Here is a 14,530-nt window from a genome sequence, read left to right as displayed (position 1 = left end):
ATTATTTTAATAAATCAGGTCGTTTTTTGGTTGTGCGTTCCACAGCCTGCTCCTCCCTCCATTTTTCTATCTTGGGAAAATCCCCGCTTAGCAATATTTCTGGAACTTCTTGTCCTTTATAGTTGGAAGGTCTGGTATACACGGGAGGTGCCAGAAGGTTATCCTGGAAGGTATCGGTCAAGGCAGAGGTTTCATCATTCAGCACCCCGGGCAATAGTCGTATCACGGCATCGCAAAGTACCGCGGCGGCCAATTCTCCTCCAGACAACACATAGTCGCCTATGGATATTTCACGAGTAACAAACATATCCCTCACTCTTTGATCCACGCCTTTATAATGTCCACAAAGAATGATTACATTTTGTTTTAGGGAAAGTTCGTTGGCAATCCCTTGATTCAAAGTGTCCCCATCAGGTGTCATATAAATGACTTCATCGTACTCCCTTTCGGCTTTGAGTTGGGAGATGCACTTGTCAATCGGCTCAATCATGAGTACCATTCCGGCGCCACCCCCAAATTGATAGTCATCCACCTGCTTGTAATTTCCCGTAGTATAATCCCTAAGATTATGGAACTGGACTTCCACCAAACCTTTTTCCTTGGCCCTTTTAAGAATGGAGGCGTTGAATGGACTCTGCATTAACTCTGGTAAGACCGTTATGATATCTATCCGCATAGGCACAAAAATAAAGAAGTATTGTGGATACCCTATTGTGGGTTCTTCCAAAAATAATGCAGGTAAGCCTCATCCTTTTCCCACCCCAATCGTTCATATAGTTTTTGGGCTGGATTATCTGTGGCTGTTTCCAAAGCGAGTCCTTTGCCATTTTTCAGCTGGCAAAATTCCTTGGCATGGTTCAAGAGTTGTTCACCTATGCCCTTTTTTCTTGCTTCCGGGGCAACAAACAGATCGTTCAAAATATAAAACTGCTGCATGGAAACGGAAGAAAAGGTAGCGTACAATTGGGTAAAACCCACGGGAATTTCATTTTCAAAGGCAAGAAAAATAACGGTTTCCCCTTTTTTAAAACGTTCCAAAAGAAAATCTTTTGCCGCCTCTACATCCGATTCCTGTCCATAAAAAACACGATAGGCATTAAATAGCGGAGCTATAAGGTCAACATCCAAAGCCGTAGCCTGTTTGATCATTCCCTAGAAGCTTAAAAAGTGGACTTTGTTACTTTTTGTTTTTGTTCAGCTCGTCCTGAAGTTGTCGGCTAATTTTCTGCTCGCGCTCCAATGCACGTCGCCTGTGCTCTTCAAATTCCTTTTCAAGGTCGGCCAGCGCCTCCTTGGCCTGACTGGTAAGTACATTACTATTTCTAAACCTATAGATAAACAGCAACAGGAAAAGAAACAATCCAACAATTATACCCCAAAGAATAAGTTTGTAAGTGCCTTTGCTAACCTGTGCTCCAAAAAAGGACATGCTATCTTTCTCTGAAGTTACTGTTTTCAGGCTGTTCGAAGTTTCTTGCAGCCTTGCATTGAGGTCCTCTATTTCCGATTTGTTATTGGTAATGGTGGCAGATAGGTCTTTGATTGACTTGTTGGCGGTGTTTATGGAATCAAATATGTTTTCTTTGATTCGATTCAAATCCACAAGGCGAATTACCTCATACCGAATACCATTTGCCCTATAGTTACCGGATTTTTTCTCCAATTGCTGGAACTGGCCCACCAGGGATTGATCGTCCTCATTCTGATCACTTTGTTGCGCAGATAAGGTCAATAACGGGGTTAGTAAAGCAAGGGCGAATAAATATCGTAATCTTCTCATGGTCAATGTTCTTTAATTTTAGATTAAGGGTAGGGCGAAATTACACCAATAAACTAAAATTCAAAAGAAAATTGCCCATGGGAGCACCTACCAACCCTAAAATTTCTTTAATAATAGGTATAGCGCCTTACCTTGGCAATGTATTTGGCCAATCTGATTACCTGATGCGAGTATCCATACTCGTTGTCATACCATATATAGAGGACCACACTTTTTCCATCGGCAGATACTAAAGTCGCCCGGCTGTCGTAGATGGATGGGGCAGAAGCCCCAACAATATCTGAGGACACCAACTCATTGCTCAGGGAATATTTGATCTGTTCCACCAAATCCCCTTCCAGCGCATACTTTTTCAAAATGGTGTTCAAACTTTCCTTGGAGGTCTTATTCTTGACTTCGAGATGAAGAATGGCCAAGGAACCATTGGGTACTGGTACGCGAATAGCGTTGGAAGTCAATTTGCCTTTTAAAGAAGGTAAGGCTTTGGCAACAGCAGCACCAGCTCCAGTTTCTGTTATAACCATGTTTAGGGCGGCAGCACGACCCCGACGATACTTTTTGTGCATATTATCCACCAAGTTCTGGTCGTTGGTATAAGCGTGTATGGTCTCCAAATGTCCTTTTTTAATACCTAGGGAATCCTCTATGACCTTTAAGACCGGTGTGATGGCATTGGTAGTACAGGATGCTGCGGAATAAATTTTGGTTTTTTCAGGATCAAACTCGGAATGGTTCACCCCATGCACAATATTTGGAACCTCTTTACCTGGGGCAGTAAGCAACACTCGGCCGGCTCCTTTGGCTTCCAAATGTCTGGAAAGTGCTTCCTTGTCTCTAAAAGCTCCTGTATTGTCTATGATCAGGGCATTGAAGATTCCGTGCTTGGTGTAGTCAATGGATTCTGGTTTGTCCGCACTAATAAACTTGACCGTGGTTCCGTTTACAATCAGGGCCTCATTCGCTGCATCCACATCCACGGTTCCCATAAATTGTCCATGCACAGAGTCTGTTTTCAACAGGGCCGCACGTTTTTCCAAAATTTCGTGGGACAATTCACCTCGTACTACAACAGCTCTTAATCTTAATTGGCTACCTCTTCCGGTTTTTGCCATAAGCTCTCTTGCTACCAATCTACCAATTCGACCAAACCCATAAAGCACCACATCTTTGGGCTTGATTTCCTTAGAAGCCTGCGCATCCTTGAGTTTCTCCAACACAAATGCCTTTACATTGAGGTGGGTATTATCTTCGGAATGGTATTCATAGGTCAGTTTTCCAATGTCCAGTTTAGCTGGGGGGAGGTTGATATCGTTAATGGCCCGAAGAATTTCCACGGAATCAAAAATGGAAATGGGTTTTTGGACAAATTCACCTGCATACTCGTGCAGGTTGATGATGTCACTCACATTCTTGTCTATGATTTGATTTTTGAAAAGCACCACTTCAATGGCCTTGTCGTACCATAGATCACTGATGATCTTGATGAATTCTGTGGTGGCTTTTCTACGATCGGCTTGGAATGCAAGCTCTTTTTCGTAAGACTTGATATCTCCCATAGGATTTAGTTGCTTGAGTTTTAAGTTTGCGGCAAAATTATATATTTCAAACGTTTTCGTAAAAGGTTTTGACAATAAAAAAGCACCCGCTATGGGTGCTTTTTCAAGTCTTCAAAGAATAGCGATTATTGCAAAATTAATCGCTCTTTTTCACCTTTTTCGTTGATCATAGTGAAGCTTGTTCGCCCATATCTTGAGATTTCCCCAAAATGCTCACGAGCATCATCTATGTTGGTGATATCATTGTCATCCACCGCAATGATTACCTTATTTTTCAAATCATACCTTCCATAGCCTTCCGGTACATCAATAATCTTGACACCTTTTTTGACCCCGAAGGTCTTTTTGTCCTCATCGGAAAGGTTCTTGACCATAAACCCGGTTGTTGGCAAAATGACGGTTTGCTGTTTTTTCAAGGTCACCTTCTTGGTCAATTTATTACCATCCCTGTCCACAACAACATCAACGGTGTCCCCTGGTCTTTTAGAAGATAAATATCCAGTTAGTTCAGAAAATTTACGAACTAGAATATTATCAACTTGTTTAATGATATCACCTTCTTGTAAGCCAGCTTCTTCTGCTCCTGAATCCTCAGAAACTTGGGAGATATATACCCCTTCAATTTCATCCAAACCCAATTCAATTGCAGCTTGAGAGTTCACATTGGCCGCGGAAATTCCCAATAGTCCACGTTGCACATTTCCAAACTCCATAATATCCTCTACCACTTTCTTTGCAATATTGCTTGGTACGGCAAAGGCATAGCCCACATAAGATCCTGTTTGGGAAGTAATTGCGGTATTGATGCCTATAAGATCACCATTGGTATTTACCAAAGCACCTCCGCTATTTCCTGGATTTACTGCTGCGTCCGTTTGGATAAAACTCTGGTTTCTTCCCAATGAGCGTGCCTTGGCACTAACAATACCTGCAGTAACTGTAGAGGTTAAACTAAACGGGTTACCTACGGCAAGCACCCATTCCCCAACACGGGAATTGTCTGAGTCCCCAAAGGCCAAATAGGGCAGCGGGCGATCTACATCAATCTTCAGCAAAGCAATATCCGTGTTTGAATCGGCACCAATGACCTCGGCTTCATAGGTTTTCTTGTTGTTTAAGGTCACCTCCAATTGGGTGGCATTGGCAATTACATGATTATTGGTAACGATAAAACCATCAGGCGAAATAATGACCCCGGAACCTGTTCCTATTTGTGGGGTCTGTTGGCGTTCAAATCCATAAAAGAAATCGGATAAACTATTTGAACCTTTATTGGTGCTCAAATTTTTCACGTGTACCACGGCATTTACTGTCTTTTCAGCCGCTATGGTGAAATCCACTTCATTAATACCGGCACCTTTGGCCGAGGTGGATAGGCTACTGGTACTTAATATTGGGGCATTTTGATCTGCCTGCACCCATTTATAGTTGTCTTCTTCAAAAAATAATTTATAAGCTCCCAAGGTAATGGCTCCCGCAAAGAGGCTTACAAGGAATAAACCGGCTATTCTTTTCATAATTCAGTAAAAATTTAACATTTAGCTTTAACAAAATTAAATGAATCCTATAATGGCTTTGTCGGTTTAACTCGTTTTTAACTACAAAAAAATCCTTAAAGAATACCCTATATTTGTTCCTTTGCAGAGAAGTATGCAACTGGATTTTTACAAATACCAAGGAACCGGGAACGATTTTGTTGTAATCGACAATCGCCAGGATATTTTTCCCAAAAATAATACCAAAATCATTTCGCAACTATGTGACCGCAGATTTGGTGTGGGTGCGGATGGTCTTATTTTGCTTGAAAATGACGATGCGTCCGATTTTTATATGAATTATTATAACTCGGACGGGAGTCAAAGCATGTGCGGGAATGGAGGTAGATGTGCGGTTGCGTTTGCCCAGTTTCTAGGGATAATTGATGAACAAACCACCTTTAAGGCCATTGATGGACTTCATACAGCGACCATAAAAGGAGATATAGTCACCCTAAAAATGCACGATGTGGAAGAGGTTCGCCAAAAGGATGCCTATAGCTTTTTGGATACTGGTTCACCCCACCATGTGCAACTGGTTCATGAACTCGAAAAATTCAATGTAACCAAAGAAGGGGCCAAGCTCAGGTACGGACTCTATGGCAAGGCTGGGAGCAATATCAACTTTGTGGAACAAGCCGATGCGAACACCTTTGGGGTTCGGACGTATGAGAGAGGGGTGGAAGACGAGACGCTTTCATGCGGTACCGGGGTTACTGCTGTGGCCATTGCCATGCACAAAACGGGGAAAACTGAATCCAACGAAGTGCATATAAAGACACCAGGTGGAGACTTGACCATAAGTTTTGACCAGCAAAATGGTTCGTATACAGACGTCTACCTCCAGGGGCCTGCCCAAATGGTATTTAATGGTAAAGTATCATGGTGAAGTTGGACGGCAAACATATTTATTTGAGAGCTTTGGAACCCAAAGATTTGGATTTCCTTTACCAATTGGAAAATGACACCTCCATCTGGGAAATCAGTGGTACGCTAAAGCCCTATTCCAAAAAAGTGCTCCGATTATACCTGGACAATGCCCACAGAGACATTTTTGAAGTAAAACAATTGCGCTTATGCATCTGCACACCGGATGATCAATGTGTGGGCCTGATTGATCTATTTGATTTTGACCCAAAGAATAAACGGGCAGGCATGGGAATTGTAATTGCCAAACCCGAGGATCGGAATAAAGGCTGGGGAGCAGAAGCAATCGAAATCCTCTGTAATTATGCTTTTACCACGCTGGACCTTCACCAGCTTTATGCCAATATTTTGGAGGAAAACAAACCCAGTATCCATTTGTTCGAAAAGTTGGGATTTGACCAAATTGGGGTTAAAAAAGAGTGGATAAGGACCAGCAACGGGTTCAAGAACGAACTAATGTTCCAAAAAATCAATAGTAATGCATCTTAAGAGAGTGCTCTGGGCCGCGGCCATCCTAGGTCTGATTGTTTGTGGTTTTATTGCGTACCAAATTTACAGCGCCATTTTCAGTCCCAATACCCAATTCAACAACGAGGAAGCTTTCGTATACATCGTTTCAGATGGCAAATTATCGGACGTTAGAAAAAGTTTGGAACCCTTGGTGAAGGATTGGTCCAGTTTTGAGGCCGTTGCAGACCGAAAAGGGTATTCTTCCAACATCAAAGGAGGAAAATATGTCATAAAGCAAGGGATGAGCAACAATGACATGATCAATACCCTCAGAAGCCAAAACACTCCAGTAAGGGTTTCCTTCAACAATCAAGAATCTGTGGCAGCTTTGGCAGGAAGAGTTGCTGAACAAATAGAGGCAGATAGCTTATCCTTGTTGAAAGCTTTTAATGACGCCCAGTTTTTGGGAGAAGCAGGTTTTGATGAAGATACCAAATTGGCCATGTACCTGCCCAACACCTATGAATTCTTTTGGAATACCAGTGGTGATGGTTTTAGGGATAGAATGTATAAGGAATACACAAGGTTTTGGACGGAAGACCGATTGGAGAAAGCCAAAAAGCAAAATCTAACCCCTGCACAGGCCATCTCCTTGGCAGCCATAGTGCAGAAAGAGACCGTAAAATCTGATGAACGCCCGAGAGTAGCTGGCGTTTACTTGAATCGAATTAAAAAGGGCATTTTGCTCCAAGCGGATCCAACCGTGATTTTTGCCATCAAAAAAGAGACTGGGAATTACGATACCATTATAAAAAGAGTCCTGTATCGGGATTTGGAGATTGATTCCCCTTATAATACCTACAAAAATGCTGGAGTTCCTCCAGGTCCGATCACCATGCCGGACATAACTTCCATAGAAGCCGTTTTGAATCCTGAAAAACACGATTATCTCTATTTTGTGGCTGATGTATCCAATTTTGGCTATCATATGTTTGCCGAAACACTTGCGCAACACAACCGAAATAAGGTGCAATACATCCGTTGGCTAAATCAGCAAAATGTCCGTAGATAATACGTCTTACCGTTAATTTTCAGCCTTTTAACGTTATTTGGGCCACAATTAAGAAATTCTTATGAGCTTTATTATTGTTAAAATAAAGTCTCCCCCTATATTTGCCGGCCAAATTTAATTTCATAGCAAATGCGCTTTGAATCATTAAATATGTGAATTATGAAAAGATGGATTGGTTTTATACTGCATCTTGCCATGGTTGTGATTTTAACGAGTTTTGTCTCGTATACCACTCCTAAAAAAGTGGACTACAAGATTCCTGATTCGTTGAAAACAAGAATCAATGTGGAGACCATAGTGCTCGAGGAGCCTTTGGAAATCCAGGAAGACGACCTAGTGACCCCTCCCTTTTTGGGGAATGCTTATAATGGTTTTAAAGAAGCCTTGGCATTTAAGGAGTCGCAAGGAAGATATGACGTTATCAATACCTTGGGGTATCTTGGAAAATACCAGTTTGGAGTTGGGACACTTAAATTATTGGGTGTCTATGATTCCATAGATTTTCTGAATGACCCTGAATTGCAAGAAAAGGTTTTTGAAACAAATGTTGCGAGGAACAAATGGATACTTAGACGGTACATAAAATTGTACAACGGGAAACGCATCCGAGGTACGGTTATCACCGAATCCGGTATTTTGGCAGCCGCCCATTTGGCAGGAGCCGGAAATGTAAAAAAATACCTGAGATCCTATGGAAAGAACGATGTTGCAGATGCTTATGGAAGTAGCATTTCATATTATATGGGAAAATTCTCAGGATTTGACATCTGTTCCATTGAGCAAAAAAGAAATGCGAAAATTTAATTAAGTTTTTTAAGTAAGTAATATGGCCCAAGGTTTGTCCTTGGGCTTTTTTTATGCCTGAATAATAAAGATGGTGGGTCGTTTGTTCAGGTCTATTTCCATTTCACTCCATTCATGGATGCTTTTGGTCTGTATAAATTCGGTGGGCAAGGTAATGTCCGCGGCTATACAGAGTCTGGTTTGTTTTTGCAGGGTTTTGGTAAGTTCAAGTAGCAATTTACCGTTTCGGTACGGAGTCTCCATAAAGATTTGCGATTGCCCGCTATCCCTGGACAAGCGTTCCAATTGTTTTAGCTTGGATTTTCTTTCGGGGGTATCAATGGGCAAATATCCATTAAAGGCAAAGTTCTGTCCGTTCAGCCCACTGCTCATCATGGCCATTAAAATGGAAGAAGGCCCCACCAAAGGAACTACTTGAATGCGTCTTTCATGAGCCACTTTGATTACCGCGGCACCTGGATCGGCAATACCGGGGCAACCCGCCTCTGACAGAATTCCTATGTTATGACCACTAATACAGGGATCCAAATACGATGGAATTACTGCAGGATCTGTGTACTTATTCAGTGTTTCTATGTGCAAACTGGGTTGCGGTTTGCTAGGGCTTACTTTCTTGATAAAGCGTCTGGCCGTCTTTTCATTTTCAACCACATAGTGGTTAATGTTTTCGATGGTGCGTTTGATGGATATGGGCAGAACCTCCAAAGGGGCATTGTCTCCCAAGGTGGTGGGAATCAAATAGACTTTACCTAAAACCAGACCAGGTTTGCTTTCTTCCATCCGATCAACTCAATTTTTGGGCGATGGCCTCACAAGCCATATCAACCATTTGATATACATTTTCAAATCCATCAGGGCCACCATAGTAAGGGTCAGGAACTTCATTGAAACCCAAATCCACTTCGTCCAAAAGCAGCTTTACTTTCTTTTCATCTTCCCTGCTATTGGCAAGTCGTAAAACGTTGGAAAAATTACTTAAATCCATGACATAAATTACATCGAACTCCTGAAAATCATTTGTAGAAAATTTGCGACATTTTTGATGGCTGATATCAATTCCATGCTTTAGTGCCACGGCTATGGATCGCTTGTCCGGGGCGTTGCCCACATGATATCCAGCAGTTCCAGCGGAGTCGACAAATATTGAACCTTCGTCAATTTTTGAACGCAATACACCTTCGGCCAATGGTGACCTGCATATGTTGCCCAAGCAGACCATCAACACCTTGGTTTTCATTAAGCTAAGGGATTAGGAAAATTTCTTGTTCAGGTCTTCGATATACTTTCTGAACTGCTTATCGGTTTCGGCCAGATTATCTACTGTCTTGCACGCATGCAATACTGTGGCATGATCTCGCTTTCCTATTTGGGAGCCAATGCTGGCCAATGAGGCCTTGGTAAACTTTTTGGCAAAGAACATGGCCAATTGTCTGGCTTGTACAATATGGCGTTTCCTGGTTTTGGATTGAAGGGTGGCCACATCCATTTCAAAATAATCCGATACCACTTTTTGAATGTAATCGATGGAAACCTCCCGCTTGGTGTTCTTGACAAACTTCTCAACAACCTGTTGGGCCAACTCCAAAGTCACCTCGCGTTTGTTGAAGGAGGACTGCGCAATCAACGAAATAATGGCTCCTTCCAATTCCCGAATGTTGGTTTTGATGTTCTTGGCCACATGATCTATGATATCCTCCGGCATTTCAACCCCATCCCTGTACAGCTTGTTCTTTAAGATGGAAACCCGGGTCTCATAATCCGGACTCTGCAATTCGGCAGAAAGTCCCCATTTGAATCGGGACAACAAACGCTGCTCTATGTCCTGCATGTCCACCGGAGCTTTGTCCGATGTTAAGATGACCTGCTTGCCATTTTGGTGCAGGTGGTTGAAAATATGGAAGAACACATCCTGTGTACCGGATTTTCCTGAAAGGAACTGTACATCATCAATAATCAGCACATCTATTAATTGATAGAAGTGGATGAAATCGTTTCGGGTGTTCTTTTTTACGGATTCAATGTATTGTTGTGTAAACTTTTCCGCAGAAATATAGAGTACGGTCTTCTCTGGATATTTATCCTTGATTTCTACACCAATGGCATGCGCCAAGTGGGTCTTTCCCAATCCAACCCCGCCAAAAACCAACAGGGGGTTAAAGGAAGTTCCACCGGGTTTGTTGGCCACTGCCATACCCGCAGATCGCGCCAAGCGATTGGAATCTCCTTCCAGAAAATTTTCAAAATTGTAATTGGGATTGAGTTGCGACTCAATCTTAATATTGCGAATACCGGGAATCACAAATGGATTCTTCAGCTCAGGACTTTTGGAGGTAATGGGCACATCCAATTCCTGAGGCCCCACAGCAGTTCGGTTCGAGCTTGGGATTTGTTCCGTAAACGGTTCCTTGTTACCGTACTTATTTTCCATTTTAATAATGTAGATAAGTTTGGCATTGTTTCCGAGTTCCTTGGTCAAGGCAACTTTCAAAAGCTTTACGTAATGCTCTTCCAACCATTCATAGAAAAATTTACTGGGAACTTGAATGCTCAGGGCGCTATCTGTTAACTTGATAGGCTTAATAGGTTCAAACCATGTTTTGAATGCCTGCGGTTGGATATTATCCTGGATAAAAGCCAAACAATTGTTCCACACGGAATTTGCAGTAACACTCATAAAAGTTTTTCCTTAGTTTAATGGTTAGCTTTAAAGCTCTAGGTCAAAGCATCAAAGGGTTTCAGGATGCTCGTTGGATGCGACAAATATGTGAACAAAACTTTGAAAAAAAAAATGATTTTGCCATTGAATATTTTGTTTTTTTTTCGCATGTTTCCTTAATGTAAACCGAGCCTCTAAATATATAATTTTTCAGTTAAAATATGCGGATAAATTCATTTTCTTTTCGCGTTCGTTATGCAGAAACGGACCAGATGGGTATTGTTCACCATGCAAGCTATGTTCCCTATTTGGAGATGGGCAGAATAGAGTGGTTGAGGGCCATGGGAATCTCTTATAGGGCCATGGAGGAAAATGGAATCATACTTCCTGTAATTTCCCTACAGATCAACTATAAAAAATCTGCACTCTACGACGATATGCTCACCGTGGAAACACGTCTAAAGAAACTACCCATGGTCCGAATTGAATTTGAATATGCGATTTATAATGAAAAGCGTGAGTTACTGGCCGAGGCCAACACGGTATTGGCGTTCATGGATCAAAGCAAAAACAGGCCCATAAAATGTCCAGACTTCATTATGGAAAAATTGAAAGCTTAGTCCAGCACGTCCACTTTGATTTGATGCAGTTGCTGAAAGGTTCCAAGAACATCTTCAGCTTCTTTTTTTCGGACAGCAACTACTAAAGCACAATCCATTTCCATTTTTTGGGAAATGATTTCTAGATTTCTTTGTTTTATGGCTCGCATGACCACATCCATTTGCGGGTAGTCGAACCTTAGCTGAAAATGCTGTTTCACAATCTTTTCAATAATTGTTGCATTTTCAAGGGTCATTTGTGCTGCCGTACGATAGGCCTGAATTAGGCCACCCACTCCCAATTTGGTTCCGCCAAAAATTCGGACTATAGCTACCAACACATTAGTGACCCCAAAAGATTGGATTTGCCCATAAATGGGCATTCCGGCCGAGTTGTTGGGCTCTCCGTCATCATTGGCCCTGTAGGTAGCCTGCTGGGCGCCAAGTTGCCAAGCGTAACACACGTGGTTGGCCGCAGGATACTTTTTTCTCAAAGCTTCCACAATGGGCTTGACCTCTTCTTCTGCGGAAATCGGAAAGGCAAACCCAAAGAATTTACTTTTCCTATCTTTATATAGTATTTCAGGTGTAGGATTCTCAAGGGTTCTGAAACTGTCAACTTCCATCAGAACAGGGCTACTAAAACAATACTTAGAACAGCCAGAGCTATACCACCCCAGTTTTTAATACTCAATCGTTCCTGGAACATCAAAATACCGAGCAAGGTGCAGAGCATGACCACAGCAACATTGTTAATGGTAAAAATGGCAGCGGAGCTAAAATTCTCGTTCTGTAACGCCCTAAGTAAAAAGAAAATGGAAAAATAATTGGGCACTCCGAGTATTATACCGCCCAATACATTTCTGTAATTAATTTTGATCGTTTCCTGGGCAGCCTTATATCCGATAAAGACAAAGCCGGAAAGCGCGGCAAATCCAAAGACCATCGCTGAAAAAATGGCAACCTCCTTGGAATCCAAATGCCGTTCCTCAAAATATTTCATGCTGGCATCTATGATTCCAGACCCCAAGAACACCAATAGGGGCAGAACTAGGGCTTTCTTGGAAATTACCAACGAATTTTCCTTAATGGAGGTAAAATATACCGCCGCAAGTGCCAATAATATCCCTAGACCTTGAAAAAGAGAAAGCTTTTCATTGTATAGGATCATCCCGATCACAACGGGAATAACCAAAGACATTTTAGTTGCCACGGATGCCACGGTGACCCCTGCTACCTGGGATGCCCTGGCCATCAGATTAAAAATGAGGATAAAAAAGACGCCCATACCCATTGCTCCCACAAACCAGGACGATTGGGTTATTGAAGAAACATTGATCGTTCCTTCATAGAGAAGTAGACCTACGGTGCAGGCCACCACATAATTTACGACAATGGCGTAGGGGGTCTGTACCTTATAGGTATCAAATAATTTAAACACTACAAATATGGTAGTAGTACAAAGAATACTAAACAGTAGATCTAACATTAAAGATGTTGTTTTAGTTGGGTGATATCTTCTGAGCCTACTTGCAAATTCCAAACCTGGATACCCAAGGAAGCCGCAGTATCTGTATTTTCCTTGGTGTCATCCACGAACAGTGTTTCCTCTGGAATCAGATTATTGGCTTGCAGTACTAACTCGAAAATTTCCGCATCCGGTTTGCGCATGCCCATTTCATAGGAGAGGTAGAAAACCTCAAAGGAGCCTTCAAACCGATCAAACTTTTCCTTTCCTAGCCGTTCTCTTACAAACTCGATGTGAAGGTCATTGGTATTGCTCAACAAGAACAAACGATATTGTTTTTCCTTGGCCAGGTTTTCTACAAAATCCAGTCGGCTATCTGGAAAATCCTTTAGGATGGCGTTCCAGGCATTGATTAAATAGTCCTTGGGAGCAGATGGAAAATGCAAAGTAACTTGCTTCAAAAAGGACTGGGAATCCATCTCTCCCTTTTCATAGGAGTTAAATAGGCTTTCCAAATCTGGAGTAAGTTCCCTGAAACCATATTTTGCCATGGCCTTTGCTGTGGCGGGTTTATCCAAATCGATAAAAATGTCTCCAAAATCGAGAATTATGTTTTTAATCATGCTTTAGTATTGAAAGGGTGTCGGAAATTATTTTTTCTGAATGGACAAGCTTCCCAGATATAACCGGCGCCAAAGTTCCAGAATGAAATGCAGAAGCTCCTTTAAAAATACGGGCCTCATCCCAAAGCTCTTCATCAATGAAAGTCTGTAGGGTTTTTGTTCCTCCTTCGACTAGCACGTTTGATATGGAATGTTTGTGCAGTAAATTGCATATTTGATTTGCAACAGGTTTGGTGAAATCCAGTAGCTCATAGGTGATTCCGTCCAAGTATTTGGAGCTGTCCTTTTCGGCTGTCAATACTAAAGTATGCACGCTTTGGTCCAGCACGTGAAAATGTGGTGGGATCTTCAACGAGCGATCCACGATTACCCGAATCGGATTTTTGCCTTCCCAGGTTCTCACATTTAGTTTCGGATTGTCTTCCAAAACGGTCTGCGTACCCACCAAAATGGCCTGTTCTTCACTTCTCCATTGATGAACCAACTGTTTGGAGTAGGTATTGCTGATCCAAAAGGGTTCGGGATTGTCTTTTCTCTTGACTTTATCTGGCGCAATAAACCCATCCTGCGTTTCAGCCCATTTTAAAATGATGTAGGGTCTTTTTTTCTCCTGATAGGTCAAAAACCGTTTGTGGTGTTCCCTGCATTCAGCTTCCAACACCCCAAGAGTGACCTCGCAACCTGCCTCTCGTAACTTTTCTATGCCTTTACCGGCCACCTTATCATGGGGGTCTTGCAAACCAATGACCACCTTGGGTATTTCTGAATCAATAATTAGCTCTGCACAGGGTGGGGTTTTTCCAAAGTGGGAGCAGGGTTCCAAAGTGACATAAATCGTGGATTGCTTTAGTAGTTCCTTATCCTGGACGGCATTAATGGCATTGACTTCCGCATGTGGGCCACCATAAGGGCTCGTGTAGCCTTCCCCAATGATTTTGTGATTGTGAACAAGTATACTTCCTACCATAGGATTGGGTGCGGTGGTTCCTAGACCTTTTTTGCCTAATTCCATGCATCGCAACAGGTATTTTTCGTGTATATTCACCGGACAAAAATAGAA

Annotated in this window: 17 protein-coding genes; 5 read left to right on the top strand and 12 right to left on the bottom strand. The window is 42.2% G+C overall.

Annotated elements, in window-relative coordinates:
• Position 1: 1 nt before the first annotated feature.
• The 5 genes from trmD to ACRHOZ_RS01660 form a co-directional block, all read right to left on the bottom strand.
• The gene (gene trmD, locus ACRHOZ_RS01680; RefSeq protein ID WP_431121636.1) at positions 2-676 is read right to left on the bottom strand and encodes a tRNA (guanosine(37)-N1)-methyltransferase TrmD; all 675 of its coding nucleotides are present in this window, start codon (positions 674-676) and stop codon (positions 2-4) included.
• Positions 677-708: 32 nt separating this feature from the next.
• Complete coding sequence (locus ACRHOZ_RS01675) at positions 709-1,149, bottom strand: GNAT family N-acetyltransferase (protein ID WP_431121634.1); 441 nt, start codon at positions 1,147-1,149, stop codon at positions 709-711.
• Between the two features lie 28 nt (positions 1,150-1,177).
• Positions 1,178-1,780: a tRNA (guanine-N1)-methyltransferase gene (locus ACRHOZ_RS01670; RefSeq protein WP_431121632.1), complete on the bottom strand. Its 603-nt coding sequence runs from the start codon at positions 1,778-1,780 to the stop codon at positions 1,178-1,180.
• A 107-nt stretch (positions 1,781-1,887) separates the two neighbouring features.
• Positions 1,888-3,336, bottom strand: coding sequence for a glyceraldehyde-3-phosphate dehydrogenase (locus ACRHOZ_RS01665; RefSeq protein ID WP_431121630.1), 1,449 nt, complete (start codon positions 3,334-3,336; stop codon positions 1,888-1,890).
• Between the two features lie 125 nt (positions 3,337-3,461).
• A complete protein-coding gene (locus tag ACRHOZ_RS01660; protein WP_431121628.1) occupies positions 3,462-4,853 on the bottom strand; it encodes a S1C family serine protease in 1,392 nt (463 codons plus the stop codon).
• 133 nt (positions 4,854-4,986) lie between these two features.
• Here ACRHOZ_RS01660 and dapF point away from each other — a divergent pair, with 133 nt between their 5' ends.
• From dapF to ACRHOZ_RS01640, 4 genes are all read left to right on the top strand, one after another.
• Positions 4,987-5,760 (top strand): diaminopimelate epimerase, encoded by a 774-nt coding sequence (gene dapF, locus ACRHOZ_RS01655; protein ID WP_431123310.1) that lies wholly within the window; start codon positions 4,987-4,989, stop codon positions 5,758-5,760.
• Complete coding sequence (locus tag ACRHOZ_RS01650; RefSeq protein ID WP_431121626.1) at positions 5,754-6,287, top strand: GNAT family N-acetyltransferase; 534 nt, start codon at positions 5,754-5,756, stop codon at positions 6,285-6,287. Before dapF ends, ACRHOZ_RS01650 begins: the two co-directional genes overlap by 7 nt.
• The gene (gene mltG, locus ACRHOZ_RS01645; protein WP_431121624.1) at positions 6,277-7,320 is read left to right on the top strand and encodes an endolytic transglycosylase MltG; all 1,044 of its coding nucleotides are present in this window, start codon (positions 6,277-6,279) and stop codon (positions 7,318-7,320) included. The genes ACRHOZ_RS01650 and mltG overlap by 11 nt, the downstream gene beginning before the upstream one ends.
• Positions 7,321-7,479: 159 nt before the next feature.
• Positions 7,480-8,124, top strand: a complete 645-nt coding sequence (locus tag ACRHOZ_RS01640) for a hypothetical protein (RefSeq protein WP_431121622.1) — start codon at positions 7,480-7,482, stop codon at positions 8,122-8,124.
• Positions 8,125-8,175: 51 nt separating this feature from the next.
• On the opposite strand, the gene ACRHOZ_RS01635 is transcribed toward ACRHOZ_RS01640, so the two are convergent.
• Genes ACRHOZ_RS01635 through dnaA form a run of 3 tightly spaced genes read right to left on the bottom strand, consistent with a single transcriptional unit; the run spans position 8,176 to position 10,798 of the window.
• Positions 8,176-8,904, bottom strand: a complete 729-nt coding sequence (locus ACRHOZ_RS01635) for an SAM-dependent methyltransferase (RefSeq protein ID WP_431121619.1) — start codon at positions 8,902-8,904, stop codon at positions 8,176-8,178.
• A 4-nt stretch (positions 8,905-8,908) separates the two neighbouring features.
• Positions 8,909-9,361 carry a low molecular weight protein-tyrosine-phosphatase gene (locus ACRHOZ_RS01630; protein ID WP_431121617.1) on the bottom strand — a complete coding sequence of 151 codons (453 nt, stop codon included), beginning with the start codon at positions 9,359-9,361 and terminating at the stop codon, positions 8,909-8,911.
• A gap of 12 nt (positions 9,362-9,373) precedes the next feature.
• Positions 9,374-10,798: a chromosomal replication initiator protein DnaA gene (gene dnaA / locus ACRHOZ_RS01625; protein WP_420399998.1), complete on the bottom strand. Its 1,425-nt coding sequence runs from the start codon at positions 10,796-10,798 to the stop codon at positions 9,374-9,376.
• Between the two features lie 203 nt (positions 10,799-11,001).
• Between dnaA and ACRHOZ_RS01620 the strand changes: the two genes are divergently transcribed.
• On the top strand, positions 11,002-11,400 hold the full coding sequence (locus ACRHOZ_RS01620; RefSeq protein WP_431121615.1) for an acyl-CoA thioesterase: 399 nt from the start codon (positions 11,002-11,004) through the stop codon (positions 11,398-11,400).
• Here the strand turns inward: ACRHOZ_RS01620 and ACRHOZ_RS01615 are convergent.
• The 4 genes from ACRHOZ_RS01615 to ribD are packed head-to-tail and all read right to left on the bottom strand — an operon-like array spanning position 11,397 to position 14,515.
• Positions 11,397-12,005, bottom strand: coding sequence for an IMPACT family protein (locus tag ACRHOZ_RS01615; RefSeq protein WP_431121613.1), 609 nt, complete (start codon positions 12,003-12,005; stop codon positions 11,397-11,399). The genes ACRHOZ_RS01620 and ACRHOZ_RS01615 overlap by 4 nt on opposite strands.
• A complete protein-coding gene (locus ACRHOZ_RS01610) occupies positions 12,005-12,868 on the bottom strand; it encodes an EamA family transporter (protein ID WP_431121610.1) in 864 nt (287 codons plus the stop codon). Before ACRHOZ_RS01610 ends, ACRHOZ_RS01615 begins: the two co-directional genes overlap by 1 nt.
• A complete protein-coding gene (locus ACRHOZ_RS01605; protein ID WP_431121607.1) occupies positions 12,868-13,470 on the bottom strand; it encodes an HAD family hydrolase in 603 nt (200 codons plus the stop codon). Before ACRHOZ_RS01605 ends, ACRHOZ_RS01610 begins: the two co-directional genes overlap by 1 nt.
• The gene (ribD, locus tag ACRHOZ_RS01600) at positions 13,463-14,515 is read right to left on the bottom strand and encodes a bifunctional diaminohydroxyphosphoribosylaminopyrimidine deaminase/5-amino-6-(5-phosphoribosylamino)uracil reductase RibD (protein ID WP_431121605.1); all 1,053 of its coding nucleotides are present in this window, start codon (positions 14,513-14,515) and stop codon (positions 13,463-13,465) included. Before ribD ends, ACRHOZ_RS01605 begins: the two co-directional genes overlap by 8 nt.
• Positions 14,516-14,530: the final 15 nt, after the last annotated feature.

This window comes from Flagellimonas flava (assembly GCF_050617915.1).
GTDB classification, from domain to species: domain Bacteria; phylum Bacteroidota; class Bacteroidia; order Flavobacteriales; family Flavobacteriaceae; genus Flagellimonas; species Flagellimonas flava_A.
This window is presented reverse-complemented; position numbering and strand designations above follow the sequence as displayed.

Coding starts and splice junctions, on each gene's coding strand:
- ACRHOZ_RS01640 (WP_431121622.1), top strand. CDS start 7,480: ATGAAAAGATGGATTGGTTTTATACTGCATCTTGCCATGGTTGTGATT.
- dnaA (WP_420399998.1), bottom strand. CDS start 10,798: ATGAGTGTTACTGCAAATTCCGTGTGGAACAATTGTTTGGCTTTTATC.
- ACRHOZ_RS01650 (WP_431121626.1), top strand. CDS start 5,754: ATGGTGAAGTTGGACGGCAAACATATTTATTTGAGAGCTTTGGAACCC.
- ACRHOZ_RS01630 (WP_431121617.1), bottom strand. CDS start 9,361: ATGAAAACCAAGGTGTTGATGGTCTGCTTGGGCAACATATGCAGGTCA.
- ACRHOZ_RS01660 (WP_431121628.1), bottom strand. CDS start 4,853: ATGAAAAGAATAGCCGGTTTATTCCTTGTAAGCCTCTTTGCGGGAGCC.
- ACRHOZ_RS01605 (WP_431121607.1), bottom strand. CDS start 13,470: ATGATTAAAAACATAATTCTCGATTTTGGAGACATTTTTATCGATTTG.
- ACRHOZ_RS01610 (WP_431121610.1), bottom strand. CDS start 12,868: ATGTTAGATCTACTGTTTAGTATTCTTTGTACTACTACCATATTTGTA.
- ACRHOZ_RS01665 (WP_431121630.1), bottom strand. CDS start 3,336: ATGGGAGATATCAAGTCTTACGAAAAAGAGCTTGCATTCCAAGCCGAT.
- ACRHOZ_RS01670 (WP_431121632.1), bottom strand. CDS start 1,780: ATGAGAAGATTACGATATTTATTCGCCCTTGCTTTACTAACCCCGTTA.
- ACRHOZ_RS01615 (WP_431121613.1), bottom strand. CDS start 12,005: ATGGAAGTTGACAGTTTCAGAACCCTTGAGAATCCTACACCTGAAATA.
- trmD (WP_431121636.1), bottom strand. CDS start 676: ATGCGGATAGATATCATAACGGTCTTACCAGAGTTAATGCAGAGTCCA.
- dapF (WP_431123310.1), top strand. CDS start 4,987: ATGCAACTGGATTTTTACAAATACCAAGGAACCGGGAACGATTTTGTT.
- ACRHOZ_RS01635 (WP_431121619.1), bottom strand. CDS start 8,904: ATGGAAGAAAGCAAACCTGGTCTGGTTTTAGGTAAAGTCTATTTGATT.
- ACRHOZ_RS01675 (WP_431121634.1), bottom strand. CDS start 1,149: ATGATCAAACAGGCTACGGCTTTGGATGTTGACCTTATAGCTCCGCTA.
- mltG (WP_431121624.1), top strand. CDS start 6,277: ATGCATCTTAAGAGAGTGCTCTGGGCCGCGGCCATCCTAGGTCTGATT.
- ACRHOZ_RS01620 (WP_431121615.1), top strand. CDS start 11,002: ATGCGGATAAATTCATTTTCTTTTCGCGTTCGTTATGCAGAAACGGAC.